Below are 26,649 nucleotides of genomic sequence, written 5' to 3'. Positions count from 1 at the left end.
GAGTTAACCGGGTCTGCAGTCCACGCTCATAAAGACCGGGTAAGGCGATATCGCCGCCCGGTTTTTTTATGCCTGCTCGTTTTTTATTCCTCTACGTTATAGCCAATCTTTTTTTATTCTTTAATCATTGGTTAGCTTTCTGGCACGCTGCAAGCATCAAAACACTACACAAGAGATCCGGGCGATGAATAAATGGGGCGTGGGGTTAACATTATTGCTGGCATCGACCAGCGTTCTGGCTAAGGACATCCAGTTACTGAACGTGTCATACGACCCGACGCGTGAGCTGTATGAGCAGTACAACAAAGCCTTCGCGGCACACTGGAAACAGGAAACCGGCGACAACGTGGTGGTGCGTCAGTCTCATGGTGGCTCCGGTAAGCAGGCGACTTCAGTCATCAACGGGATTGAAGCCGACGTGGTTACCCTGGCGCTGGCCTATGACGTCGACGCCATCGCCGAGCGTGGGCGTATCGATAAAAACTGGATCAAACGCCTGCCGGACAACTCAGCGCCTTACACCTCGACCATTGTTTTCCTGGTGCGTAAGGGCAACCCAAAACAAATTCATGACTGGAACGATTTGGTTAAGCCGGGCGTTTCCATTATCACACCGAACCCGAAAAGCTCGGGTGGCGCACGCTGGAACTACCTGGCGGCCTGGGGCTACGCGCTGCATCACAACAACGGTGACCAGGCGAAAGCCCAGGCGTTCGTGAAAGCGCTGTATAAAAACGTTGAAGTGCTGGACTCGGGCGCACGCGGTGCCACGAACACCTTCGTTGAGCGTGGGATTGGCGACGTGCTGATCGCATGGGAAAACGAAGCCCTGCTCGCCACCCACGAACTGGGTAAAGACAAGTTCGAGATCGTTACGCCAGGCGAATCTATCCTCGCCGAACCTACCGTTTCTGTGGTTGATAAAGTGGTTGAGAAGAAAGAGACCAAAGCGGTGGCGGAAGCGTACCTGAAGTATCTCTACTCGCCAGAAGGCCAGGAAATTGCGGCGAAAAACTACTATCGTCCACGCGATCCGGCAGTGGCGAAGAAATATGAAAGCGTCTTCCCGAAACTGAAGCTTTTCACCATTGATGAAGAGTTCGGCGGCTGGGCGAAAGCGCAGAAAGAGCACTTCTCTAACGGCGGAACTTTCGACCAGATCAGCAAGCGATAAACGTTAGCAGGACAGACACGGTGACCCGGCGCGAGAAATCCGCCGGGTTTTTTATTTGGTCATCATTTTGCGTTACTCTTTCGCCACTATCGAAAACAGGGAACGCATTGTGAAAAAAATACTATTACTGATTCTGGTTGTCATCATTCTTGCCGCGGGTGGCTGGTACTGGATGAAAGCGGGTAATCCGAATGCGTTGCGTCATATCGTTCTCGACCAGTGTCTGGCGAATCAACTCCAGCACCGTAACCCGGCCCCGTGCGCGCAGGTGAAGCCTGATGCGGGTTATGTGGTGTTTAAAGACCGCAACGGGCCGCTGCAGTATCTCCTGATGCCGACTTACCGTATCAAAGGAACCGAAAGCCCGCTGTTGACCGAACCGAATACGCCCAACTTCTTCTGGCTGGCCTGGCAGTCACGCAACTTTATGAGCATGAAGCGCGGGGCCGAGGTGCCGGACAGCGCAATTTCGCTCACCATTAACTCCCCGACAGGCCGTACGCAGAACCATTTTCATATCCATATCTCCTGCCTGCGCCCGGACGTGCGCGAGAAGCTTAATGCCGCGCAGGGGCAAATCAGTACCCAGTGGTTACCGTTCCCGGGCGGGCTGGAAGGGCATGAGTACCTCGCCCGTCGCGTGACGGAAAATGAGCTGGTACAGCGCAGTCCGTTTATGATGCTGGCTGAAGAGCTGCCGGAAGCGCGTGACCATATGGGGCGCTTCGCGCTGGCCATGGCGCAGCAGTCGGATGGATCGTTTGTCTTACTGGCGACCGAACGTAACTTGCTGACCCTGAATCGCGCGTCGGCTGAGGAATTGCAGGATCATCAATGCGATATCCTGAAGTGATATCACCATAAATAGCGTTTACTCGTCCTGCCTGTCGCCGTAGACTTGCTGAAAAAAACGACAGGAGACAGGAATGTCGCTCTGGTTAACGCATCCTCTGTTTGTGCCCTCATTGATAGTCGGCGTCACCATCGTGCTGTGGGCGACGTCGCTATTGCCGGAATTTATCACCGCGCTGCTGTTTTTCACGGCGGCGATGGCCGCCAGAATCGCCCCGGCGGAGGTGATTTTTGGTGGTTTTGCCTCGTCTGCATTCTGGTTAGTGTTTAGCGGCTTCGTGCTGGGGGTGGCAATCCGTAAAACCGGTCTGGCGGACAGGGCCGCACGGGCGTTGTCGGCAAAACTCACTGATTCGTGGGTATTGATGGTGGCAAGCGTGGTGGGGCTGAGCTACGCGCTGGCGTTTGTGATGCCGTCGAATATGGGCCGTATCGCGCTGCTGATGCCGATTGTCGCCGCTATGGCCAAAAGGGCCGCCATCCCCGACGGTTCCCGCGCGTGGTATGGCCTGGCGCTGGCCGTCGGGTTCGGAACCTTCCAGCTCTCGGCGACCATCCTGCCTGCCAACGTGCCGAATCTGGTGATGAGTGGCGCCGCGGAGGGCTCGTACGGGATCCATCTGAACTATGTCCCGTATCTGCTGCTGCATACACCCGTCCTCGGGATCCTGAAAGGGGGCATTCTGATCGGCCTGATCTGCTGGTTGTTCCCCGGCAGCCCGAAACCGGCCACCGATCTTACGCCGTCTGAACCGATGGGGCGGGATGAAAAACGTCTCGCCTGGCTGCTGGCGGTGGTGCTGGGGATGTGGGTGACAGAGAGCTGGCACGGCGTTGGACCGGCGTGGACGGGCCTTGCGGCGTCGGTCATCGTCATGCTGCCACGCGTTGGGTTTATCACCGGTGAAGAGTTTTCTGCTGGAGTGAACATGCGCACCTGCATTTACGTGGCGGGGATTCTCGGGCTGGCGATTGTGGTGACCCAAACGGGTATCGGTTCCGCGGTGGGGGAGGCGTTATTGCGGATTATGCCGCTTGATGCCAACAGACCGTTCACCAGCTTCCTGGCGCTTACCGGTATTACCACGGCGCTCAACTTCATTATGACCGCGAACGGTGTACCGGCGTTGTACACCACGCTGGCACAGAGTTTTTCGGATGCCACCGGTTTCCCGCTGTTGTCGGTGATCATGATTCAGGTACTGGGGTATTCCACGCCGCTGCTGCCGTATCAGGCGTCGCCGATTGTGGTGGCAATGGGTTTAGGGAAGGTGCCTGCAAAGGCGGGGATGTTGCTCTGTCTGGCGCTGGCGATTGCAACGTATCTGGTGCTGCTGCCGCTGGATTATCTGTGGTTTAGCGTGCTGGGGAAAGTGTAATTTCCCTCCCCGGTGGGGGAGGGAAGTCGGTTTTTACGCCTGTTTAGCCGCTTCTGCTGCTTTAACGATCACCGCGAAAGCGTCAGCTTTCAGGGATGCACCGCCAACCAGCGCGCCATCGATGTCTGGCTGGGTGAACAGCTCAGCAGCGTTGGATGCGTTAACGGAACCGCCGTACTGAATAATTACCTGCTCAGCCACTTTCGCGTCCGCTTTAGCAATGTGGTCACGGATAAATTTGTGAACCGCCTGCGCCTGCGCAGGGGTCGCTGATTTGCCGGTACCGATCGCCCAGACTGGTTCGTACGCGATAACCGCGCCTTCGAATGCTGCAGCACCCTGCGTTTTCAGCACGGCGTCGATCTGACGAGCACACACTTCTTCCGTTTTGCCTGCTTCGTTTTCGGCTTCGGTTTCACCGATGCACAGAACCGGGATCAGACCCTGCTCTTTCAGCACCGCGAATTTCTTCGCGATAAATTCGTCGGATTCTTTGTGGTAAGTACGACGCTCAGAGTGGCCGATGATGATGTATTTCGCGCCGATATCTTTCAGCATTTCAGCAGAGGTTTCACCGGTGAATGCGCCTGACAGGTTAACGTCAACGTTCTGTGCGCCCAGAATGATGTGGCTGCCGTCAGCGGCATGTTTAGCCAGATCCAGGTACATATCCGGCGGAGCGATAGCAACCGCGCAGCCCGTCACGCCCGCCAGCTCTTTACGCAGGTTCGCAACCAGTTCGTTTACCATGTGGCGGCTGCCGTTCAGTTTCCAGTTACCCATCACTAAAGGATGTCGCATTTCAATTCTCCACGCTAAATTAGCGAATTAAGGAATATGGCCGCCCTGTCGGGCAGCATGGTCTGTGAATCAGTATAGAGATTTTCCCTCGAAAGGCTTTGCTTTTTGTCATTAATTCGCCCCTCCGAGTGTGTCTGATAGTGCCAGCTTAATCGGTTCAACAGCGAAGGTCAGTCCTTTTTCGCCGTTATCTGCCACCACATAGCGTATGGCCCCTTCGGTATCGGCGTAGTAACGCTTATTTTTACCGGCGGTGAGGAGTTTTTGCAGCTTTTGCTGGCTTTGCTTTTTGGTCAGCGCGGGCGTAAAAGCCTGCAGTATCGCGCTCATGTACTCGAGCGCTTTTGCCTTAGCGGCTTTCTGCTCTGGCCCCTGAATCGGCAGCCAGGTTATTTGCATGCTTTTGATTTTTAGCGTGCCGCGCTCCAGCGCAGTGGAGGCATATAAATTCTCGTTGATCTTGCTCGCAGCCCGGGTCAGGGTTGGCGTATCCCGGGAGCTGTCAATGGCGCGGAATTCATCCAGCGGTAGCGTGGGGTTGGTTTTATTGAAGGTTTCACGAAACTGGCTGATTGACTGATCGAACGAGGGCGCACCTGCCAGCAGATAGGGAGCTGTCGTCGGGGCAGTGGTTTCGGCGGCGTGCAGGGGGACACCCGCGATGAGCATCGCTAAACACAGGAAAAGAGAACGTGCCGAACTTTTCATCAACATTGCCCCTGGCCGTAAGTGTTCATGATTAAATCGATATCTGGTCGGCTTGTCAAAAGGTCACAACTCCAGGGTAAAATGCGCGCTATATGATAATAAGGAACCTTACATGACCATACAGCAGTGGTTGTTTTCATTCAAAGGGCGTATTGGACGCCGTGACTTCTGGATCTGGATGGCGACGTGGATCGTTGCCATGCTGCTTCTGTTTTTCGTGGCCTTCAACGCATGGCTCAGCACACAAACGGCGGCGTTTGCGCTGGTCTGTTTACTGTGGCCAACCGCGGCCGTGGTGGTGAAACGTCTGCACGATCGCGGCCGTTCCGGCGCGTGGGCTTTTCTGATTATTCTGGCGTGGATGCTGGTGGCCGGGAACTGGTCGATACTTCCGTCCATCCTTCCCTGGGTGGTGGGCAGACTGCTACCAACCATTATTTTTGTCATGATGGTGGTCGATCTGGGCGCGTTTATCGGCACCCAGAGCGAAAACAAATACGGCAAAGACACCCTTGAGGTGAAATACCGCTGATCACCAGTAGTGTTCGGCAGTCATATGGCCCGGCCGGCGGCGAAGATGTTTCGTCATCTGCCGGGTATCCTTCAGAAGCTGCTGCGTGTCGCGAACCATCTGCGGGTTGCCACACAGCATGACGTGGCTGGTTTCAGCGCTCATCGGCAAGCCAATTGCGTCTTCCAGTGCACCACTCTCAATCAATGCCGGTACGCGGCCCGTCAGTGAACCTGCTGCGGTTTCGCGGCTGACCACGGTCTGAATTTTCAGTTTCCCGCCGTACTGCTTTTCCAGCGCCTGCATCTGCGGAAGATAGCTCAAGTCTGCGGCATAGCGCGTGGCGTGAACCAGCACGATGTTTTTAAAGCGCTCAAGGTCTTTGCCGTACTGCAAAATAGAGAGATAGGGGCCAATGGCCGTGCCGGTTGCCAGCATCCAGAGGGTGTCGCAGTCCGGGATTTCGTCCAGCACGAAGAAACCGGCCGCTTCACTCACAATTTGCACATCGTCACCGGGCTTAAGCGCGGCAAGGCGTGGGCTGAGTTTGCCGTCCGGGACGGTAACCAGATAGAACTCGAGATCCGGGTTATCGGGGGCATTAACGTAGGAATAGGCGCGCTGCACGCGCTCGCCGTCAACATCCAGCCCCAGCTTCGCAAATTGCCCGGCCGTAAACGGGTGGACGGGAGCATGCAGGGTGAGACTAAATAGCGCATCGGTCCAGAACTGTATTTTTGTGACTTTACCTGTTACCCAGTCCGCCATGATCTTCTCCTGTGCTTTTTCTCTGTTCTATCTTCCGGACTTGTGGCGAAGATTTCCAGCCCATTTGGGCCGGAAAGCTCTATCGATCAAACGGTTTTACAGAATGTGCGCCTGCACGTCAGGGTCTTTACGATCCAGATAGTGAACAGACTGAATGCGGCGAATGGTGCGCGATTTACCGCGGATCAGCAGGGTTTCGGTGGTGGCCATATTGCCCTTACGGGTGATGCCATCCAGCAGGTCACCTTTGGTGATGCCGGTTGCGGAGAAGACAACGTTGTCGCTGCGTGCCATGTCATCCAGCGCAAGCACCTTGTTGGCTTCAATACCCATCGCTTCGCAGCGTGCCAGCTCTTCTTCCCCAATACGGCGATTCTCTTCGCTGTCGCCTTTGACTTCATGACGGGGCAACAGACGGGCCTGCATGTCGCCATCCAGAGCGCGGATCACCGCGGCGGAGACCACACCTTCCGGCGCGCCGCCGATGCCGTAAAGCACATCCACTTCGCTGTCTGGCATGCAGGTCAGGATAGACGCTGCCACGTCGCCATCCGGGATGGCAAAGACGCGAACACCGAGCTGTTGCATCTGGGCAATGGTGGCATCGTGGCGCGGTTTCGCCAGAATGGTCACGGTGAGCGCGCTAAGCGGTTTTTCCAGCGCCCTGGCAACGTTACGCAGATTCTCTTCCAGCGGCAGGCTCAGGTCGATAGCCCCTTTGGCGCCGGGGCCGACAATCAGCTTTTCCATGTACATATCCGGCGCGTTGAGGAAACAGCCTTTGTCCCCTACCGCCAGCACGGCCAGCGCGTTGGCCTGGCCCATTGCCGTCATGCGGGTACCCTCAATCGGGTCAACCGCGATATCCACGGCATCACCTTTGCCGGTGCCCACTTTCTCACCGATATAGAGCATTGGCGCTTCGTCGATCTCGCCTTCGCCAATGACGATGGTGCCATCGATATTGACCTGGTTAAGCACAATGCGCATGGCATGGACAGCCGCACCGTCTGCGGTATTTTTGTCGCCACGGCCGAGCCATTTATAGCCCGCCAGTGCGGCAGCTTCGGTAACGCGGGAAAACTCGATAGCCAGTTCACGTTTCATGAGGTACTCGTGCAATCAAAAGGAATTGCACGAAGTTTATCACAGAGTGGGGGTGGGTGCGGTCGGTCCCCTCTCCCCGGCGGGGAGAGGGGAAGGGTGAGGGGAGAAATTACTGCTCGTGCTCTTCCCACGCCAGGGCGCGTTTCACCGCTTTCTTCCAGCCGCTGTAGCGGTAGTTACGCTCAGTGGTTTCGATGCCAGGGCGGAATTCGCGTTCGATAACCGCTTTTTCCTGCAGTTCATCCAGATTCTGCCAGAAGCCGACAGCCAGACCCGCAAGGTACGCCGCACCCAGCGCGGTGACTTCACGTACTTCCGGGCGCTCTACGCGGGTGCCCAGAATGTCGGACTGGAACTGCATCAGGAAGTTGTTGGCAACGGCGCCGCCGTCCACGCGCAGGGCGTGCAGACGAATGCCGGAGTCAGCCTGCATTGCTTCCAGTACGTCGCGCGTCTGATAAGCGATGGATTCCAGCGTAGCGCGGATAATGTGGTTCGAGTTTACCCCACGGGTCAGGCCGAAAATCGCGCCGCGTGCATACGGGTCCCAGTAGGGTGCGCCCAGACCGGTAAAGGCCGGAACCACATACACACCGTTGGTGTCCTTCACTTTGGTTGCGAAATACTCGGAGTCAAACGCATCGCTGATGAGTTTCATCTCGTCACGCAGCCACTGAATAGACGCACCTGCCATGAACACCGCACCTTCCAGCGCATAGTTCACTTCACCGCGTGGGCCGCAGGCGATGGTGGTCAGCAAGCCGTTTTCTGATTTCACCGCTTTCTCACCGGTGTTCATCAGCATAAAGCAGCCGGTACCGTAGGTGTTTTTCGCCATCCCTTCCTTAACGCACAGCTGGCCAAACAGCGCCGCCTGCTGGTCACCGGCAATACCGGCAATTGGAATACGCGTGCCGCCTTTGCCGCCGATATTGGTCTGACCGTAAACTTCAGAAGATTTGCGGACTTCTGGCAACATCGCGCGCGGGATATCCAGCGCGTCCAGCATCTTGTCATCCCACTCCAGGGTATTGATGTTGAACAGCATGGTGCGCGAGGCGTTGGTGTAATCAGTGACGTGGACACGCCCCTGGGTCATCTTCCAGATAAGCCAGGTGTCGACGGTACCGAACAGCAGCTCACCGCGTTTTGCACGTTCACGTGAACCCTCAACGTGGTCGAGGATCCATTTCACTTTTGTACCGGAGAAATACGGGTCAACGACCAGACCGGTTGCGCTACGTACATAGTCTTCCATACCGTCGCGCTTCAGCTGTTCGCAGATTTCTGACGTACGGCGGCACTGCCAGACGATGGCATTGTAAATAGGCTTACCGGTTTCGCGCTCCCAGACGATAGTGGTTTCACGCTGGTTGGTAATACCGATAGCGGCAATCTCGTCGGAACTGATATCGGCTTTCGCCAGCACTTCTACCAGCGTGGAGCTTTGTGAAGCCCAGATCTCCATAGGGTCGTGTTCGACCCAGCCTGGACGAGGATAGATTTGCTCAAATTCGCGCTGTGACACGCTGACGATATTCGCGTCATGATCCATTACGACAGCGCGGGAGCTGGTAGTGCCCTGGTCGAGCGCAACGATATATTTTTTTTCGGTCATGGTATGTGTCCCGTAGTCAGATTACAGCGAAGCTTTTTGTTGTGCGGTAGAAGTCGTTTCCTTCTCCTCTTCCACACAGGTGTCGCACGGTAAATGGCGACCAATTAATTTGCGGTAGCTAAATGCACCCAGCGCAGCCCCGACAACCGGTGCAAACAGCGGTACCAGGAAGTAAGGGATATCTTTACCGCCGGTGAAGGCCACGTCGCCCCATCCTGCGATAAAGGCAAAAGCTTTAGGTCCGATATCACGCGCCGGGTTCATCGCAAACCCGGTCAGCGGGCCCATGGATGCGCCGATCACCGCAATCAGCAAGCCAATCAGCAGCGGTGCCAGCGGGCCGCGCGGAATGCCGTTTCCGTCGTCGGTCAGCGCCAGGATAACGCCCATCAGAATAGCGGTAATCACCATTTCAACTGCGAACGCCTGCACAAAATTGATATGCGGGTTGGGATAGGTTGAGAAAATGCCTGCCAGATCCAGACTTTCGACACTGCCACGCACCATATGATGTGTCTGTTCGAAGTCGATGAAAAGATTGTAATAAAGCCCGTAAACTAACGCCGCTGCGCAAAACGCGCCGGCAAACTGAGAAAGGATGAAGGGAACAACTTTGCGTCCGTCGAAGCACGCGAACAGCCACAGCGCGATGGTCACCGCCGGGTTAAGATGTGCGCCGGAAACCCCTGCGGTCAGGTAGATGGCCATCGCCACGCCCAGACCCCAGATAATACTGATTTCCCACTGACCGAAACTGGCACCCGCCACTTTCAGTGCAGCAACACAGCCCACTCCGAAGAATATCAACAACCCGGTACCAAGGAACTCGGCAATGCACTGGCCTTTTAAGGTTGATGTCTGACTCATAATCGGAATCCTGAAGAAATTGATGTTTATTGTTAGCATGACCGCCCGTGACAGCCACGATGCCCTGTAGACATAGTGTTAATTTATCGTTAACGAGCAAAAACGAGAAATATCGAAATCAAAATGTGTGGTCTGCGTCAATAAAATGAGCGTTTTCGCGCCATAAAGCGCATTTTTACACCAATAGCAAAATGTGAGCTGATTCATTTCATTAACGAATGAGTTAACAATTTAGGGGTATATGCCGCGAACGCACCAGGACGAGGCCGAAAAGTGTTGCAAACCACGATCTGCGCGGTCTGCCGCTGGACAGGGGCGACGGGGCTTCATACAATCGGCATATCTGTTGTGCGCGTTTACGTTAAAGCGTCGCCTTGCAATTCAGGAGAGGTAGGATCATGTCTTTAGAAGTGTTTGAGAAACTGGAATCGAAAGTACAGCAGGCGATTGACACCATCACGCTGCTGCAGATGGAAATTGAAGAGCTGAAAGAGAAGAACAACAGCCTGGCGCAGGAAGTTCAGAACGCCCAGCACAGCCGTGAAGAACTGGAGCGCGAAAACAACCAGCTGCGTGAACAGCAGAATGGCTGGCAGGATCGTCTGCAGGCGCTGCTGGGGCGTATGGAAGAAGTGTAATTTCTTTCGGGAAATGCAGAACAGGCCGGGTAAGGCGTCGCCGCCACCCGGCTTTTTTATTACTCGATATCCAGCGGATCTTCGGAAAGGATAATCCCGGTGTTATCGGCATAGAGATGGTCACCGGAGAAGAAGGTCACGCCGCCGAAATTGACGCGCACGTCGCTTTCGCCGATACCTTCACCCGCAGCACCCACCGGAATGGCCGCGATAGCCTGAATGCCAATGTCCAGGTCTTCGAGATCGTCCACCTGGCGCACTGAGCCATACACCACAATGCCTTCCCACTCGTTCTGTACGGCAAGACGGGCGAGTTCAGCATCAATGAGGGCACGACGTACGGAGCCCCCGCCATCAACCAGCAGAACGCGGCCACGGCCGTTCTGTTCGAGCAGATCATAGAGCAACCCGTTATCCTCGAAACATTTCACCGTGACGATTTGTCCGCCAAACGACGACCGCCCACCAAAGTTGGAGAACAGCGGTTCAACGACGTTGACATCTTCCTGGTAGATGTCACAAAGCTCGGAGGTATCGTATTTCATAGGTTTAACGCTCAGTTGCTGCGAATGTGTTCAGTATATCGTGCTAAATGCGTTGTTGGCAAAATCATCAATTGTTAATTGATATTTGTCAGTTAACCCAGCGTCTGACTTAAGACAATCCCGATGACGAACAACAGGTTAGTCAGCAGTGCCCCTTTAACCGTACGCTCCAGCATTGGCGGCATGGCCGCAGGGCTGAGTTCACGCATGACGAATCGCGCCTGCTTAATCAGCAGCGGTGCGGCGAGTACAAACAGCCAGCCCCATATGCTGTGCAGCGAGATAACGTTAAACAGCGCCAGGCACAGCAGAGCGCCCAGCAGCAGACACGCATGATAACGGCGTGCATTAACGGGCCCCAGACGCACGGCCAGCGTGTTTTTGCCGTTCTCACGGTCGCTGTCGATATCGCGCAGGTTGTTGATGTTAAGCACCGCCGTCGCCAGCATGCCGCAGGCGGTTGCCGGCAGGAACAGGGCCGGGATCAGGGTATGTGCCTGTAAGTACCCGCTCCCCATCACGCTCAGCCAGCCGAAGAACACCAGCACGGAGATATCACCCAGCCCAATATACCCGTAAGGGCGGGTACCGACGGTATAGGTAATGGCGGCAATAATGGCGAGCAAACCCAGTACCAGGAAACCAATGAAATCGCTGGGGGTTTTAGACGCGACCGTTACCAGCGCCAGGCCGGAAAGACAAATCAGCGCCACGGTGATGATCAGCGCGCGCTTCATCTGCGCCTGGGTAATGACCCCTTTCTGCATACCGCGCAGTGGCCCGATACGGTCGGGTTTGTCGCTGCCTTTAACCGCATCGCCATAGTCGTTGGCGAGATTGGAGAGAATTTGCAGCAGACCGGCGGTAATCAGTGCCAGCCCGGCAACCAGCGGATCGAAATAGCCTTGCCACCAGGCAAGCGCCGTACCGACGATAATGGCGGCAAAGGCCAGAGGAAGAGTTTTAGGGCGCAGACTTTCGAGCCACGCCTGAGTACGGCTGATGTCAGTCATAGTAATTTAGCCAATAAAAATGGGGGCTTTAGCCCCCATTAAACGTGATGAGAATGCAGTAACCGCGATTATAGGATAAAACGGCTCAGATCTTCATCTGCCACTAACGCATCCAGGTGTTTACCCACATATTCTGCGTCAATGGTAATGCTTTGACCGTTCAGGTCGCTCGCATCATAAGAGATATCTTCCATCAGGCGCTCCAGCACGGTGTGCAGACGACGGGCACCGATGTTCTCGGTGGTTTCGTTGACCTGCCAGGCGGCCTGGGCGATGCGTTTGATACCGTCTTCAGTGAACTCGATGTTCACACCTTCGGTTGCCATCAGCGCTTTGTACTGTACGGTCACAGAGGCATTTGGCTCGGTCAGGATGCGTTCGAAATCTTCAGTGGTCAGCGCCTGCAGCTCCACGCGAATTGGCAGACGACCCTGCAGCTCCGGGATCAGGTCAGACGGTTTCGCCACCTGGAATGCGCCAGAGGCAATAAACAGGATGTGGTCCGTTTTGACCATACCGTGTTTGGTGGAGACGGTGCAGCCTTCAACCAGCGGCAGCAGGTCGCGCTGAACGCCTTCACGGGAGACATCCGGGCCTGAGGATTCGCCACGCTTACAGATTTTGTCGATTTCGTCGATAAACACGATACCGTGCTGCTCAACCGCGTCGATAGCATCCTGCTTCAGCTCTTCCGGGTTCACCAGTTTCGCCGCTTCTTCTTCGATCAGCAGCTTCATGGCGTCTTTGATTTTCAGCTTACGCGCTTTCTGCTTCTGGCCGCCCAGGTTCTGGAACATAGACTGCAGCTGGCTGGTCATCTCTTCCATGCCGGGCGGTGCCATGATTTCCACACCCATAGGGGCAGCAGCAAGATCGATCTCAATCTCTTTGTCGTCCAGCTCGCCTTCACGCAGTTTTTTGCGGAACGCCTGACGCGCCGCTGACGGCTCAGCCTGCTGTTCAGCCTGGCCCCAGTTGTTTTTCGCCGGTGGGATCAGGACGTCAAGAATGCGCTCTTCCGCCATCTCTTCGGCGCGGTAGCGGTTTTTCTCAATCGCCTGGACGCGCACCATTTTGATCGCCGAGTCGGTCAGATCGCGAATGATGGAGTCCACTTCTTTACCCACATAGCCCACTTCGGTGAACTTGGTGGCTTCGACTTTGATGAACGGGGCGTTAGCCAGTTTCGCCAGACGACGGGCGATTTCGGTTTTACCGACACCGGTCGGGCCGATCATCAGAATGTTTTTTGGCGTCACTTCATGGCGCAGCTCTTCTTCGAGCTGCATGCGGCGCCAGCGGTTACGCAGGGCAATAGCCACGGAACGCTTGGCGTTGTCCTGGCCGATAATATGTTTGTCCAGTTCGCTGACAATTTCGCGTGGGGTCATTTCAGACATGGGAGATCCTTACGCTTTAGACGGTAATTCTTCGATGGTGTGGTTGTGGTTGGTATAGATGCAGATATCACCTGCAATATCCAACGCCTTCACCGCGATATCGCGCGCGTTCATGTCGGTATTTTCCAACAGCGCACGGGCTGCAGCCTGGGCGTACGGGCCACCGGAGCCAATAGCAATCAGGTCGTTTTCAGGCTGAATGACGTCACCGTTACCGGTGATGATAAGCGAAGCGGTTTCATCGGCCACCGCCAGCAGCGCTTCAAGTTTGCGCAGCATGCGATCGGTACGCCAGTCTTTCGCCAGCTCAACGGCGGCTTTCACCAGGTGACCCTGGTGCATTTCCAGTTTGCGTTCAAACAGTTCGAACAGCGTGAAGGCGTCAGCCGTGCCGCCTGCAAAACCGGCGATCACTTTGTCGTTGTATAAACGACGAACTTTCTTCACGTTGCCTTTCATTACGGTATTACCCAGCGTGGCCTGGCCATCACCGGCGATTACCACGTGGCCGTTACGGCGTACACTTACTATTGTTGTCACGAGCAGACCCCCTGGTTACAGAATCGGGAAACAGAAGCCCTGAGCCTGTGCTCAGGGCTGAATAGAATGATAGATGGGGGGGAATTTGGGGGTTTCAACCCCCGGTAGCGAGTCGAATGCAGTTTGTGTGTCCCGCCACTTTCAAACGGGAAATGGTTCCGTCGGCATTTTCTTTGCCTTTGACCGGGCCAATCACCACGCGATTCCAGCCGTTATTGGTGGTAATGCGTGAATCAAACCCTTCAAAAGCCAGCTGTGCGCGCACCGTTTCCGCCTGCTCAGCACCTTTGAATGAACCACATTGAACCATCCAGCGGCGTTCGTCTTTTTTCTCAGCAGTCTGCTTCGGCGCATCGGTCTCTTTGGTTACCGGTGCGGCCTGCTGCGTTTTCGGCTGCTGCGCAGTGGTATGCGCCGGCGTCTGCAGCAGATCCTGATACGGCTGAGCCGCCTGTTTCTGCGGCTGGGCCTTCGGCGGTTGCTGCACTGGCTGGGACTGCGCCGTTCGCGTTTGCTGCTGATACGGCTGTTCCGTCACCCGCGGCTGCGTTTTAGGCTGCTGCACTGGCTGGGTTTGCGCCCACTGCTGTTGTTGCTGCTGTTGCTGTTGGAGCTGCTGCTGCGCCTGACGACGCTGCAGCGTTTGCTGACGCTGTTCCGGCGTCTGCTCGTTCCACGGCACTTCGTTCAGCTGCGTAGGCTGCTGGCGCATATCGGCCTGCATTTGTGCCAGCAACTGACGCTGTTCATCCGTCAACTGGCTGGCATTTTGCACTTCGCCACCCGCTGAAGGTTCGGTCGGCGCACGTACGCCAGGCTGACGGCTTTCCAGCTCTTTGATATAGCGCCAGCGCTCTTCAGGCTTCGGCGGAAGGCCGTTTCCGGCAACCTTGCTGGCCTGAAGCGCCTCGGACTCTTCTTTTTTATGGTGCGTGATGAAGTACAGACCACCAATAAAGGCCACGACTACAGCCGCAGCAATAGCGACCATCGCTGGCGAGACAGCAGGCAGGTTACGTTGCTTTTTCCTTGAGCTACTCTTTTTGCGTCGCGAAGGTGCCGGCTGGCCGCGACGTACATAATCTCGTTGTGCCACTATCGTTTCGCTGTATTTATTCGTTCGTCAGCCCGCCATGTTACTTAAGCGGCGGGGCTTTGACCAGATAAGGGTGTCTGAAAGACATTTACTTTAAGTCAATGCCTGGGTAGAACCGCGCACAATCAATTCACAGTCCAGCAACCGCGAGCCGCTGTTAACTGTTTGACCATGCAGCTGATCCAGCAGAAGAAGCATCGCTTCACGCCCAATATCATAGCGCGGCTGCGCCACGGTCGAGAGTGGAGGATCGCAAAATTCTGACAGCGAAATATTATCGAATCCGATGATCGACAAATCTTTCGGTATGCGCAGGCCGCGGCGCTTCGCATACGATAATGCCCCCAGTGCCATCACATCGCTGTGACAGAACACCGCGGTCGGCGGCTCGGGTAGATCCAGCAGCTTCTCCAGTGCCTGTCCACCGGCTTCAAAGGTGAAATCCCCGCGAGCAATGTAGTGCGGATCGACGGTGACGCCGGTACGGCGCAGCGCCTGAACGTAGCCCTGCAGGCGGTAGTGGCACAATGGCATCTCTTCCGGCCCGGCAATGCAGCCAATACGCTTGTGCCCCAGCTCCTGAAGATAGTTGACGGCGTTGAACGCGGCGGTCAGGTTATCAATATGTACCGTCGGCAGCTCCAGCTCGGGTGCAAACTCGTTGGCCATCACCATCGGCGGTAAATTGCGCTGCTCTTCAATGCTGGCATCAAAGGGCAGGCGAGACCCAAGCAGCAACATGCCGTCGATCTGCTTGGTGATAATGAGGTCGATAAAGGTTTTTTCCTGCTGGTTCTGGTGAGCACAGTCGCCAATTAGCACCAGATAACCTTGCTCTGCCGCCGTCACTTCGATACCGCGAATAATCTCGCTGAAGAAGGGATCGCAGATGTCCGGCACAATCACCAGGATGGTGCGCGACTCATTGCGTTTAACGTTTCGTCCCATCGCCTGCGGGAAATAGCCCACTTCCAGCGCAGCCTGCTCTACCCGGTTACGGGTCGCCTGGGAGACTTTATCCGGGTTCATTAATGCGCGGGACACGGTTGCCGTAGAGACTTGTGCTTTCTGGGCAACGTCTTTCATGGTCGCCGTGGCAACCTCTTTCCTGGACTTCAACGTCTTCTCCTCGCCTGAACACCGAACTTCTGACGCCACCATTTTTACAGATAGTTAATGGAATCGGTTACAGAATTTTCATAAAAAGTGTGAGGAGCGTTAAATTTTTCGATCCGTCTTCAGCCTTCGATAGGATCAACGTCCAGCACCCACTTCACTTTGCGCGCTTCCGGTAGGGTATTGATCAGCACCAGCGCGCCGCTGACGATATGTTGCAGGCGGATGCGCGAAGGGTGCTGGAGCAAAATCTGCCAGCGGAAACGTCCACCACGCTTTGGTGCCAGCGCCGGCACCGGCCCCAGTATCCACAGCGGGTTATCCACCAGCGGACTGGCCTGCAGGAGGTTTCTCAGCTGCTGCAGGAAAAGCGGTGCCTGCTGGTTGTTGTGATCTTCTGCGCGGATGATGACGTGGCTGGTCCACGGCGGAAGCTGCATCGTCTGGCGTTCTGCCAGCGCTTGCTCCGCAAACGCGTCATAGCCTTTATGCAGCAGGGTTTGCAGTAACGGATGTTCAGGATGGTGGGTCTGTAAAACCACTTCACCCTGTTTGCCTGCGCGACCGGCACGTCCGGCAACCTGGGTATAAAGCTGGGCAAAACGTTCTGCTGAGCGAAAATCGGCCGAAAACAGCGCGCCGTCTACGTCCAGCAGGGCGACCAGCGTTACGTCCGGGAAGTGGTGCCCTTTGGCCAGCATCTGCGTGCCAATCAGAATGCGTGCGCCACCGCGATGCACTTCCGCCAGCTGCTGTTCCAGCGCCCCTTTGCGGCTGGTGGTGTCACGGTCGATGCGGGAAAGAGGAACGTCAGGGAAGAAAGGCTTAAGGGCCTCTTCCAGTTGCTCCGTCCCCAGACCGACCGGCACGATATGCGTTGAGCCACATGACGGACACTGGCGTGGTACCGGCCGCTGGCTATCGCAGTGGTGGCAGCGCAAATGGCGCTGGGCCTGATGGAACGTGTAGTAGTGGTCGCAGCGCGGGCATTCGGCAATCCAGCCGCAGTCGTGACACAGCAGCGCCGGGGCAAACCCGCGGCGGTTAAGGAACAAAATGACCTGATTACCGGCCTGCAAATGCTGGCGCATCCGGGTGATAAGCGCAGGCGCTAACCCCGCCTGCACCTGCTGGCCTTTTAGATCCAGCACATGCTGAATAGCAGGGCGCGCGTTCCCTGCGCGCCGCGTCAGGCGCAGCATGTGGTATTTACGCTGGCGAACGTTATGCAGCGTTTCGAGGGCGGGCGTCGCGGAGCCAAGAATAATCGGGATTTGCTCGCTGTGGGCGCGATAAACGGCCAGATCGCGGGCGTGATAGCGCCAGCCTTCCTGTTGCTTATAGGAGCTGTCATGCTCTTCATCGATGACGATAACGCCGAGGTTTTTAAACGGCGTAAACAGCGAGGAACGGGTGCCAATCACAATCGCCGCTTCGCCGTTTTTGGCTTTCAGCCAGGCGCTGAGGCGCTCGCTGTCGTTCAGGCCCGAATGTAACACTTCAACCGGCGCATTAAACCGCTCGCGAAAACGGGCGATGGTTTGTGGTGTAAGGCCGATTTCCGGAACCATCACCAGCGCCTGTTTACCCTGCGCAAGCACGTTTTCCAGTACGCTGAGATACACTTCTGTTTTGCCGGAGCCGGTGACCCCTGCCAGTAGCCAGGCGGAGAAATGATCGGAGGCGCTGTGAATGGCTCCTACGGCGGTGGCCTGCTCGGTGTTGAGTCGCAGACGATCCCCTGAAACGGAGAAACTGTCCCGCCAGTCATAAAGGGCAGGCGCCTCGCTTGCCAGTTCGCTCAGCCCTTTTTTGCGCAGGGCCTGTAGCGCCGTTTCGCTCACCTCAAGCTCGTCAACCTGATGCCGCCAGATTTTCCCCTGACGCAGGGCCGCCAGCGCCTGCTGCTGTTTCTGCGAGCGTTTCAGGCTATTGATATCGACCGCCTGACCCTCTTCAGTGGCAAACCAGTACCACAGGGGAGCGTGGCTGGCACTTTTACCCTGACGAAGCATAATAGGCAGGGCGTGGAACAGGACATCGCCGATGGGGTGATGGTAGTAATCTGCCGCCCACAGCAGGAGCCGCCAGGTGCTGGTGGAGAAAACGGGCTCGCTGTCCAGTACCTCCGCGACGGCTTTTAGCTCATTGAGCGGCAATTCGCTCTTATCGCTCACCGACACCACAATCCCAATACGCTGCTGTTTACCAAATGGCACGGTCACGCGACAGCCCGCTTTGGCGCTCATGCTGTCAGGCAGCAGATAGTCAAAGGTGCGGGGAAGCGGAACGGGCAGGGCAACGTGAGCGACGGGCATCGAATCTTCCTGACTTGAAAAGTGGCGCGTTAGTATACACATTAGTGAAAGCGGCGTGCGGATCAGTTTGCATACGTTGGTCAAATTCTGTATGATTCGCCGCCTTTGGTGTACTTTACGCCAAAGAACTTACATTCAACATCGCGTGGTGTCTGGCGTTAGGGCTGGAAGAGCGACGCGGCCTTAACTGAGGTTCTCCCATGAAAAAAGATATTCACCCGAAATACGAAATGATTACTGCAAACTGTTCTTGCGGTAACTCTATCCAGATCCGCTCTACCGTGGGTCACGATCTGAACCTGGACGTGTGCGGCAAATGCCACCCGTTCTACACTGGTAAGCAGCGTGATGTTGCAACCGGTGGCCGTGTTGACCGCTTCAACAAGCGTTTCAGCATCCCGGGCGCTAAGTAAGTTTCCCGAAAAAAAGGCACCGCAAGGTGCCTTTTTTGTATCCGCTTCTCAGTATTCCCACGTATCCGGGTCGATACCCAGTTCACGCATGATCACCTTCGCCTCTTCCGGAATTTCATCACTACGCTCTTTGCGCAGATCTTCATCGTTTGGCAACGGTTGACCGGTAAACGCATGCAGAAACGCTTCGCACAGCAGTTCGCTGTTGGTCGCGTGGCGCAGGTTGTTCACCTGACGACGCGTACGTTCATCGGTGAGGATCTTCAACACCTTCAGAGGAATGGAAACCGTAATTTTCTTTACTTGCTCACTCTTCTTACCGTGCTCAGCGTATGGGCTGATATATTCGCCGCTCCATTCAGCCATGAGATACCTTTAATCCTCTCAGTCATTAATCTAAAGGTGCAAAACCCGTCATCGCCAGTTTTGACCGTAATCCAGCGTAGTTTACCGTAGAGACGATACCGTGGCACGGATATTGCCGCTGCAGCGTGCACTAAAGCATATAATTTTAACGGCTATTTGCGCATTGCTCAATCTATACGCAAAGAAGTTTAGATGTCCAGATGTATTGACGTCCATACTTTCAATGTTTACTCTGGTGCCTGACTTTTCACCTCTTTTAGCCAGGAAGCCTTCACCATGACGCGTAAACAGGCCACCATCGCAGTGCGTAGCGGATTAAATGATGACGAGCAGTACGGCTGTGTTGTCCCGCCAATTCATCTTTCCAGTACTTACAATTTTACCGGTTTTAATGAACCCCGTGCGCATGACTACTCCCGTCGCGGCAACCCGACGCGTGACGTAACCCAGCGCACGCTGGCGGAGCTGGAAGGCGGTGCAGGCGCCGTGTTAACCAACACCGGGATGTCTGCGATTCACCTGGTGACGACGGTATTTCTGAAGCCGGGCGACCTGCTGGTGGCACCGCACGACTGTTACGGTGGTAGCTATCGTCTGTTTGACAGCCTCGCAAAACGCGGGTGCTACCGCGTGCTGTTTGTCGATCAAAACGACGAACAGGCGCTGAAACAGGCGCTGGCAGAGAAACCGAAGCTGGTGCTGGTGGAAAGTCCAAGCAATCCATTGTTGCGCGTCGTCGATATTGCGAAAATTTGTCAGCGCGCAAGGGATGCGGGAGCGATAAGTGTAGTGGATAATACCTTCCTCAGTCCGGCCCTTCAGAACCCGCTTGCGCTGGGTGCCGATCTGGTATTGCATTCATGCACAAAATATCTGAACGGTCATTCTGATGTGGTAGCGGGCGTGGTGATTGCAAAAGATCCCGACGTTGTCACCGAACTGGCATGGTGGGCCAATAACATTGGCGTCACTGCGAGCGCTTTCGACAGCTACCTGTTGTTGCGCGGTATCCGCACGCTGTCGCCGCGCATGGAAGTGGCGCAGCGCAATGCTCAGGCGATTGTCGATTTTCTGAAGACCCAGCCGCTGGTGAAAAAGCTCTATCACCCGTCGCTGCCGGAAAACCAGGGGCACGAGATTGCCGCGCGTCAACAAAAGGGATTTGGCGCGATGTTAAGTTTTGAACTGGACGGTGACGAGCAAACGCTGCGTCGCTTCCTGAGCGGGCTGTCATTGTTTACGCTGGCGGAATCATTAGGTGGGGTTGAAAGCTTGATCTCCCACGCCGCGACCATGACGCACGCAGGTATGGCACCAGAAGCACGTGCCGCCGCCGGTATTTCTGAGACGCTGCTGCGTATCTCGACCGGTATTGAAGATTCTGAAGATTTAATTGCCGATCTGGAAAATGGCTTCCGGGTCGCAGCCAAGGGGTAATCATGAGTGTGATAGCGCAGGCAGGGGCGAAGGGTCGTCAACTGCACAAGTTTGGTGGTAGTAGTCTTGCTGATGTGAAGTGTTACCTGCGTGTCGCAGGGATCATGACAGAGTATTCGCAGCCGGGGGACATGATGGTTGTCTCCGCGGCTGGCAGCACCACCAACCAGTTGATTAGCTGGCTCAAACTGAGTCAGACCGATCGCCTCTCTGCGCATCAGGTGCAACAGTCCTTACGTCGTTACCAGAGTGAGCTGATTGCCGGCTTACTGCCTGCGGACGTCGCGGACGGATTGATTAGCGCCTTTACGCATGACCTTGAGCGTCTGGCTGCCCTGCTGGACAGCGGTATTACCGACGCGGTGTATGCCGAGGTGGTCGGCCACGGTGAAGTGTGGTCTGCACGCCTGATGGCGGCCGTGCTGCAACACCTGGGCGTGGATGCGGCCTGGCTTGACGCGCGTGACTTCCTGCGCGCCGAACGCGCCGCTCAGCCACAGGTGGATGAAGGCTTGTCATATCCGCTGCTGCAACAGCTGCTGGTTCAGCATCCGGGCAAACGTATTGTGGTGACCGGCTTTATCAGCCGCAGCAGTGCCGGTGAAACCGTGCTGCTGGGACGTAACGGCTCTGACTACTCAGCGACGCAAATTGGTGCGCTGGCAGGCGTTTCCCGCGTCACCATCTGGAGCGACGTGGCCGGTGTCTACAGTGCTGACCCGCGTAAAGTGAAAGATGCCTGCCTGCTGCCGCTGCTGCGTCTGGACGAGGCCAGCGAGCTGGCACGCCTGGCGGCACCGGTTCTGCATGCGCGTACGCTACAGCCGGTTTCCGGGAGCGACATCGACCTGCAACTGCGCTGTAGTTACACCCCGGATCAAGGCTCTACCCGTATCGAACGCGTCCTGGCGTCCGGTACGGGGGCGCGAATTGTGACCAGCCATGACGACATCTGCCTGATTGAGTTCCAGGTCCCGGCGGGCCAGGATTTCAAACTGGCACACAAAGACATCGACCTGATCCTCAAACGCGCCCAGGTGCGTCCGCTCGCCGTTGGCGTGCATAACGATCGCCAGCTGCTGCAGTTCTGCTACACCGCTGAAGTGGCGGACAGCGCCCTGAAAATTCTTGATGAAGCGGGCCTGCCGGGCGAGCTTCGCCTGCGTCAGGGTCTGGCGCTGGTGGCGATGGTGGGGGCGGGCGTTACCCGCAACCCGCTGCACTGCCATCGTTTCTGGCAGCAGCTGAAAGGCCAGCCGGTTGAATTCACCTGGCAGTCGGAAGAGGGCATTAGCCTTGTGGCCGTACTGCGTAAAGGACCTACCGAGAGTCTGATTCAGGGGCTGCATACCTCTCTGTTCCGTGCGGAGAAACGCATTGGACTGGTGCTGTTTGGCAAAGGAAACATCGGCTCACGCTGGCTGGAGCTGTTCGCTCGCGAGCAGGTGACTCTCTCAGCGCGTACGGGGTTTGAATTTATTCTCGCGGGCGTGGTGGACAGCCGCCGCAGCCTGCTGAACTACGAAGGGCTGGATGCCAGCCGGGCGCTGGCCTTCTTTAACGATGAAGCGGTTGAACAGGACGAAGAGTCGCTGTTCCTCTGGATGCGCGCGCACCCGTATGACGATCTGGTGGTGCTGGACGTGACCGCCAGTGAACAGCTTGCCGATCAGTATCTTGATTTCGCCAGCCACGGTTTCCATGTTATTAGCGCCAATAAGCTGGCGGGGGCGAGCAGCACGGACAAGTACCGTCAAATCCACGACGCGTTTGAAAAGACAGGCCGTCACTGGCTGTATAACGCCACGGTGGGCGCTGGCTTGCCGGTTAACCATACCGTGCGTGATTTGATTGAAAGCGGCGACAGCATTCTGGCGCTGAGTGGCATCTTCTCAGGTACGCTCTCCTGGCTGTTCCTGCAGTTTGATGGCACCGTGCCGTTCACTGACCTGGTGGATCAGGCATGGCAGCAGGGCTTAACGGAGCCTGACCCACGCGTTGACCTCTCCGGTAAAGACGTTATGCGTAAGCTGGTGATCCTGGCGCGCGAAGCCGGGTATGACATCGAACCTGATGCCGTCCGCGTTGAGTCGCTGGTGCCTGCTGGCTGCGAGGACGACTCTGTCGACCATTTCTTCGAGAACGGCGAAGAGCTGAACGAGCAGATGGTGCAACGTCTGGAAGCGGCAAACGAGATGGGGCTGGTGCTGCGCTACGTGGCGCGTTTCGAAGCGAACGGAAAAGCACGTGTGGGTGTCGAGGCGGTTCGTCCTGAACATCCGCTGGCGGCACTGCTGCCGTGCGATAATGTTTTCGCCATTGAAAGCCGCTGGTACCGTGATAACCCACTGGTGATCCGTGGCCCGGGTGCGGGGCGCGATGTGACCGCCGGGGCTATCCAGTCCGACATCAACCGTCTGGCTAAACTGCTGTAATCTTTCTTGTTCCCTCTCCCGGTGGGAGAGGGACAGGGTGAGGGCATCAGACCGCACTCACCCGCCATCATGAACTCCCTTCATCTTCCCTGAGCATTCCTCACCATTCCTGGCGATTATTTCTGTTGACGTCCCTCCGCTTTTCCGTCATTTTTACATCTGGACGTCTAAACGTATAGAAGTTCGAAACACAACACACAATGACACGCGATTGATGAGGTAAGGTATGAGCTTTTTTCACGCCAACCAGCGGGAAGCCCTGAATCAGAGCCTGGCCGAAGTAAATGGTCAGATTAACGTCTCTTTTGAATTTTTCCCGCCGCGCACCAGTGAAATGGAGCAAACCCTCTGGAGCTCTATCGATCGCCTGAGCAGCCTGAAACCGAAGTTTGTCTCCGTCACCTACGGTGCCAACTCCGGTGAGCGTGACCGTACGCACAGCATCATTAAAGGCATTAAGGACCGTACGGGTCTGGAAGCGGCTCCGCACCTGACCTGTATCGACGCGACGCGCGATGAGCTGCGTGCCATTGCCCAGGACTACTGGAACAACGGTATTCGCCATATCGTCGCCCTGCGCGGTGACCTGCCGCCGGGGAGCGGTAAACCGGACATGTACGCCACCGATCTGGTCGCGCTGCTGAAAGAGGTCGCAGACTTCGACATTTCCGTTGCTGCTTATCCTGAAGTTCACCCGGAAGCGAAAAGCGCCCAGGCGGATCTGCTTAACCTGAAGCGTAAAGTGGACGCCGGTGCGAACCGCGCCATTACGCAGTTCTTCTTTGATGTGGAAAGCTACCTGCGCTTTCGTGACCGCTGTGTGTCCGCGGGCATCGACGTCGAAATTATCCCGGGAATTTTGCCGGTCTCTAACTTCAAACAGGCGAAGAAATTTGCCGATATGACCAATGTGCGCATTCCGCACTGGATGTCTAAAATGTACGAAGGGCTGGACGATGATCCGGAAACACGCAAGCTGGTGGGCGCAAACATCGCGATGGACATGGTGAAGATCTTGAGTCGTGAAGGAGTGAAGGATTTCCACTTCTATACGCTCAACCGCGCGGAAATGAGTTACGCCATTTGCCATACGCTGGGTGTACGGCCTGGCGCATAACAAATAGAAGCCCTCTTCGGAGGGTTTTTTGATTTATAAGGGTTTTATTTCCCCGCCATATCAGCAATGCTGCCTTTGACGTACAGAACGCACATACTTTCAATGGGAAATTAAACGGAATTAACTATCGAATCTGTGGGTTATCTCAACTATACCTTATCAACAAGGGCGTATATCGTAACGGTAACACTGTAAAAGGGAGCATAGAGATGAGCACGTCAGACGACAGCAATAATGCGGCATCAATCGGCAAGTGCCCGTTCCATCAGGGCAGCGTCGATCACAGCGCGGGGGCAGGCACAGGCAGCCGCGACTGGTGGCCAAAACAACTCCGCGTCGATCTTCTTAATCAACATTCCAACCGTTCTAACCCTCTGGGTGAAGACTTTGACTACCGCAAAGAATTCAGCAAACTCGATTACTCCGCACTCAAGGGCGATCTCAAAGCACTTCTGACCGACTCTCAGCCGTGGTGGCCAGCCGACTGGGGCAGCTATGCGGGCCTGTTTATCCGTATGGCCTGGCACGGCGCAGGTACCTATCGCTCCGTTGACGGTCGCGGTGGCGCAGGGCGCGGTCAACAGCGCTTTGCCCCCCTGAACTCCTGGCCAGATAACGTAAGCCTGGATAAAGCGCGCCGTCTCCTGTGGCCTATCAAGCAAAAATACGGTCAAAAAATTTCCTGGGCTGACCTCTTCATCCTTGCCGGTAACGTGGCGCTGGAGAACTCTGGCTTCCGTACCTTTGGTTTTGGGGCCGGGCGTGAAGATGTCTGGGAACCGGATATGGACGTGAACTGGGGTGATGAAAAAGCCTGGCTCACCCACCGTGACCCGGAAGCACTGGCGAAGCGCCCACTGGCAGCCACCGAAATGGGGCTGATTTACGTTAACCCGGAAGGGCCAAACGCCAGCGGTGAACCACTGTCAGCGGCCGCGGCGATCCGTGCCACCTTTGGCAACATGGGGATGAACGACGAAGAGACCGTTGCGTTGATTGCAGGCGGTCATACCCTCGGTAAAACCCACGGTGCAGGTGAAGCGACCCATGTCGGCGCCGACCCGGAAGCCGCGCCAATTGAAGCGCAGGGTCTGGGCTGGACCAGTACGCACGGTACCGGCGTTGGCGCAGATGCGATCACCTCCGGGCTGGAAGTCATCTGGTCACAAACGCCGACCCAGTGGAGTAACTACTTCTTCGAGAATCTGTTCAAATACGAGTGGGTGCAGACCCGCAGCCCGGCGGGTGCGATTCAGTTCGAAGCGGTGGATGCACCAGACATTATGCCTGATCCGTTCGACCCGTCGAAAAAGCGCAAACCGACGATGCTGGTCACCGATCTGACGCTGCGTTTTGACCCCGAGTTCGAGAAAATCTCCCGCCGCTTCCTGAACGATCCGCAGGCCTTTAACGAAGCCTTTGCGCGCGCGTGGTTCAAGCTGACCCACCGTGATATGGGGCCAAAAGCGCGTTACATTGGTCCGGAAGTGCCGAAAGAAGATCTCATCTGGCAGGATCCACTGCCGCAGGCGGTGTTCAATCCGACCAAAGAGGACATCGAGAGTCTGAAGGCGGAAATCATTGCCTCGGGTCTGTCCGTGAGCGACCTGGTTTCCGTTGCCTGGGCGTCTGCATCGACCTTCCGCGGTGGCGATAAGCGTGGCGGCGCCAACGGTGCGCGTCTGGCACTGGCACCCCAGCGCGACTGGGAAGTTAACGCCGCAGCGGTTCGCGCGTTACCCGCCCTGGAAGCTATTCAGCGTACCACCAACAAAGCGTCACTGGCCGATATCATCGTGCTGGCAGGTGTGGTGGGTGTTGAACAGGCGGCGAAAGAGGCCGGCGTTTACGTCAATGTACCGTTCACGCCGGGCCGCGTTGATGCGCGCCAGGATCAGACGGATATCGAGATGTTTAACCTGCTCGAACCGATTGCCGATGGCTTCCGTAACTACCGTGCACAGGTTGATGCCTCCACTACCGAGTCTCTGTTGATTGATAAGGCCCAGCAGCTGACGCTCACTGCACCAGAACTGACGGTGCTGATTGGCGGTCTGCGCGTACTGGGGGCGAACTTCGATGGCAGTCAGAACGGCGTGTTCACCCATCGTGAAGGCGTGCTGAGTAACGATTTCTTCGTGAACCTGCTGGACATGAATACCCAATGGAAAGCGACCGATGAATCAAACGAGCTGTTTGCCGGCAGCGATCGCGCCAGCGGTGAAGTGAAATACACCGCCACGCGTGCCGATCTGGTATTCGGTTCGAACGCCGTGCTGCGCGCGCTGGCCGAGGTTTACGCCAGCAGCGACGCCCATGAGAAATTCGTCCGCGACTTTGTTGCCGCTTGGGCGAAGGTGATGGATTTGGATCGGTTTGATCTGCAGTAAATACAATCCCCGCTTCGGCGGGGATTTTTTTATTATCCGG

Annotated in this window: 24 protein-coding genes; 10 read left to right on the top strand and 14 right to left on the bottom strand. The window is 56.1% G+C overall.

Features of this window, described 5'->3' with window-relative positions:
* Positions 1–184 precede the first annotated feature (184 nt).
* From JTA15_RS17285 to JTA15_RS17275, 3 genes are all read left to right on the top strand, one after another.
* Positions 185–1,174 (top strand): sulfate ABC transporter substrate-binding protein, encoded by a 990-nt coding sequence (locus tag JTA15_RS17285; RefSeq protein ID WP_032680073.1) that lies wholly within the window; start codon positions 185–187, stop codon positions 1,172–1,174.
* Between the two features lie 109 nt (positions 1,175–1,283).
* Positions 1,284–2,027 carry a CDP-diacylglycerol diphosphatase gene (locus tag JTA15_RS17280; RefSeq protein WP_219372533.1) on the top strand — a complete coding sequence of 248 codons (744 nt, stop codon included), beginning with the start codon at positions 1,284–1,286 and terminating at the stop codon, positions 2,025–2,027.
* 73 nt (positions 2,028–2,100) lie between these two features.
* Complete coding sequence (locus tag JTA15_RS17275) at positions 2,101–3,405, top strand: SLC13 family permease (RefSeq protein ID WP_044866137.1); 1,305 nt, start codon at positions 2,101–2,103, stop codon at positions 3,403–3,405.
* 33 nt (positions 3,406–3,438) lie between these two features.
* On the opposite strand, the gene tpiA is transcribed toward JTA15_RS17275, so the two are convergent.
* Both tpiA and JTA15_RS17265 read right to left on the bottom strand, forming a co-directional pair.
* Positions 3,439–4,206, bottom strand: coding sequence for a triose-phosphate isomerase (gene tpiA, locus JTA15_RS17270; protein ID WP_014172206.1), 768 nt, complete (start codon positions 4,204–4,206; stop codon positions 3,439–3,441).
* 111 nt (positions 4,207–4,317) lie between these two features.
* On the bottom strand, positions 4,318–4,914 hold the full coding sequence (locus JTA15_RS17265; RefSeq protein WP_020883954.1) for a DUF1454 family protein: 597 nt from the start codon (positions 4,912–4,914) through the stop codon (positions 4,318–4,320).
* Positions 4,915–5,026: 112 nt separating this feature from the next.
* Between JTA15_RS17265 and JTA15_RS17260 the strand changes: the two genes are divergently transcribed.
* Positions 5,027–5,446, top strand: a complete 420-nt coding sequence (locus JTA15_RS17260; RefSeq protein WP_025202755.1) for a DUF805 domain-containing protein — start codon at positions 5,027–5,029, stop codon at positions 5,444–5,446.
* Here JTA15_RS17260 and fpr read toward each other — a convergent pair whose 3' ends face one another.
* The 4 genes from fpr to JTA15_RS17240 form a co-directional block, all read right to left on the bottom strand.
* Entirely contained in the window at positions 5,447–6,193 is a 747-nt protein-coding gene (gene fpr / locus JTA15_RS17255; RefSeq protein WP_059305926.1) for a ferredoxin--NADP(+) reductase, read from the bottom strand.
* 96 nt (positions 6,194–6,289) lie between these two features.
* Complete coding sequence (gene glpX / locus JTA15_RS17250; protein ID WP_040018287.1) at positions 6,290–7,300, bottom strand: class II fructose-bisphosphatase; 1,011 nt, start codon at positions 7,298–7,300, stop codon at positions 6,290–6,292.
* 109 nt (positions 7,301–7,409) lie between these two features.
* The gene (glpK, locus tag JTA15_RS17245) at positions 7,410–8,918 is read right to left on the bottom strand and encodes a glycerol kinase GlpK (protein ID WP_014172201.1); all 1,509 of its coding nucleotides are present in this window, start codon (positions 8,916–8,918) and stop codon (positions 7,410–7,412) included.
* Between the two features lie 21 nt (positions 8,919–8,939).
* On the bottom strand, positions 8,940–9,785 hold the full coding sequence (locus tag JTA15_RS17240; RefSeq protein WP_014885705.1) for an MIP/aquaporin family protein: 846 nt from the start codon (positions 9,783–9,785) through the stop codon (positions 8,940–8,942).
* Between the two features lie 398 nt (positions 9,786–10,183).
* On the opposite strand from JTA15_RS17240, the gene zapB reads away from it, so the two are divergent.
* Positions 10,184–10,423: a septal ring assembly protein ZapB gene (gene zapB / locus JTA15_RS17235; RefSeq protein ID WP_008501806.1), complete on the top strand. Its 240-nt coding sequence runs from the start codon at positions 10,184–10,186 to the stop codon at positions 10,421–10,423.
* A gap of 59 nt (positions 10,424–10,482) precedes the next feature.
* Here zapB and rraA read toward each other — a convergent pair whose 3' ends face one another.
* From rraA to priA, 7 genes are all read right to left on the bottom strand, one after another.
* A complete protein-coding gene (gene rraA / locus JTA15_RS17230) occupies positions 10,483–10,968 on the bottom strand; it encodes a ribonuclease E activity regulator RraA (protein WP_014172197.1) in 486 nt (161 codons plus the stop codon).
* Positions 10,969–11,060: 92 nt separating this feature from the next.
* Positions 11,061–11,981, bottom strand: coding sequence for a 1,4-dihydroxy-2-naphthoate polyprenyltransferase (gene menA / locus JTA15_RS17225; RefSeq protein WP_014172196.1), 921 nt, complete (start codon positions 11,979–11,981; stop codon positions 11,061–11,063).
* A gap of 68 nt (positions 11,982–12,049) precedes the next feature.
* On the bottom strand, positions 12,050–13,381 hold the full coding sequence (gene hslU / locus JTA15_RS17220; RefSeq protein WP_014172195.1) for an HslU--HslV peptidase ATPase subunit: 1,332 nt from the start codon (positions 13,379–13,381) through the stop codon (positions 12,050–12,052).
* Positions 13,382–13,390: 9 nt separating this feature from the next.
* The gene (hslV, locus tag JTA15_RS17215) at positions 13,391–13,921 is read right to left on the bottom strand and encodes an ATP-dependent protease subunit HslV (protein ID WP_014172194.1); all 531 of its coding nucleotides are present in this window, start codon (positions 13,919–13,921) and stop codon (positions 13,391–13,393) included.
* 94 nt (positions 13,922–14,015) lie between these two features.
* Entirely contained in the window at positions 14,016–15,017 is a 1,002-nt protein-coding gene (ftsN, locus tag JTA15_RS17210; RefSeq protein WP_014172193.1) for a cell division protein FtsN, read from the bottom strand.
* A 93-nt stretch (positions 15,018–15,110) separates the two neighbouring features.
* Positions 15,111–16,136, bottom strand: a complete 1,026-nt coding sequence (gene cytR, locus JTA15_RS17205; RefSeq protein ID WP_020883949.1) for a DNA-binding transcriptional regulator CytR — start codon at positions 16,134–16,136, stop codon at positions 15,111–15,113.
* A gap of 119 nt (positions 16,137–16,255) precedes the next feature.
* On the bottom strand, positions 16,256–18,451 hold the full coding sequence (priA, locus tag JTA15_RS17200) for a primosomal protein N' (RefSeq protein ID WP_047742291.1): 2,196 nt from the start codon (positions 18,449–18,451) through the stop codon (positions 16,256–16,258).
* Between the two features lie 200 nt (positions 18,452–18,651).
* Between priA and rpmE the strand changes: the two genes are divergently transcribed.
* The gene (gene rpmE / locus JTA15_RS17195; RefSeq protein WP_003862040.1) at positions 18,652–18,864 is read left to right on the top strand and encodes a 50S ribosomal protein L31; all 213 of its coding nucleotides are present in this window, start codon (positions 18,652–18,654) and stop codon (positions 18,862–18,864) included.
* 48 nt (positions 18,865–18,912) lie between these two features.
* Here rpmE and metJ read toward each other — a convergent pair whose 3' ends face one another.
* A complete protein-coding gene (metJ, locus tag JTA15_RS17190; protein ID WP_007369220.1) occupies positions 18,913–19,230 on the bottom strand; it encodes a met regulon transcriptional regulator MetJ in 318 nt (105 codons plus the stop codon).
* Positions 19,231–19,506: 276 nt separating this feature from the next.
* Between metJ and metB the strand changes: the two genes are divergently transcribed.
* The 4 genes from metB (at position 19,507) to katG (ending at position 26,609) form a co-directional block, all read left to right on the top strand.
* Positions 19,507–20,667 (top strand): cystathionine gamma-synthase, encoded by a 1,161-nt coding sequence (metB, locus tag JTA15_RS17185; protein WP_014172189.1) that lies wholly within the window; start codon positions 19,507–19,509, stop codon positions 20,665–20,667.
* Positions 20,668–20,669: 2 nt separating this feature from the next.
* Positions 20,670–23,102 (top strand): bifunctional aspartate kinase/homoserine dehydrogenase II, encoded by a 2,433-nt coding sequence (locus JTA15_RS17180; protein WP_020883947.1) that lies wholly within the window; start codon positions 20,670–20,672, stop codon positions 23,100–23,102.
* 226 nt (positions 23,103–23,328) lie between these two features.
* A complete protein-coding gene (gene metF / locus JTA15_RS17175) occupies positions 23,329–24,219 on the top strand; it encodes a methylenetetrahydrofolate reductase (protein WP_014172187.1) in 891 nt (296 codons plus the stop codon).
* Positions 24,220–24,428: 209 nt separating this feature from the next.
* On the top strand, positions 24,429–26,609 hold the full coding sequence (katG, locus tag JTA15_RS17170; RefSeq protein ID WP_025202761.1) for a catalase/peroxidase HPI: 2,181 nt from the start codon (positions 24,429–24,431) through the stop codon (positions 26,607–26,609).
* The last annotated feature ends 40 nt before the right edge of the window (positions 26,610–26,649 follow it).

The organism is Enterobacter sp. BIDMC 29 (assembly GCF_019378755.1).
Classification (GTDB): Bacteria; Pseudomonadota; Gammaproteobacteria; order Enterobacterales; family Enterobacteriaceae; genus Enterobacter; species Enterobacter ludwigii.
Note: the sequence above shows the minus strand (reverse complement) of the source record. Positions and strands in the feature narration are given on the sequence as shown.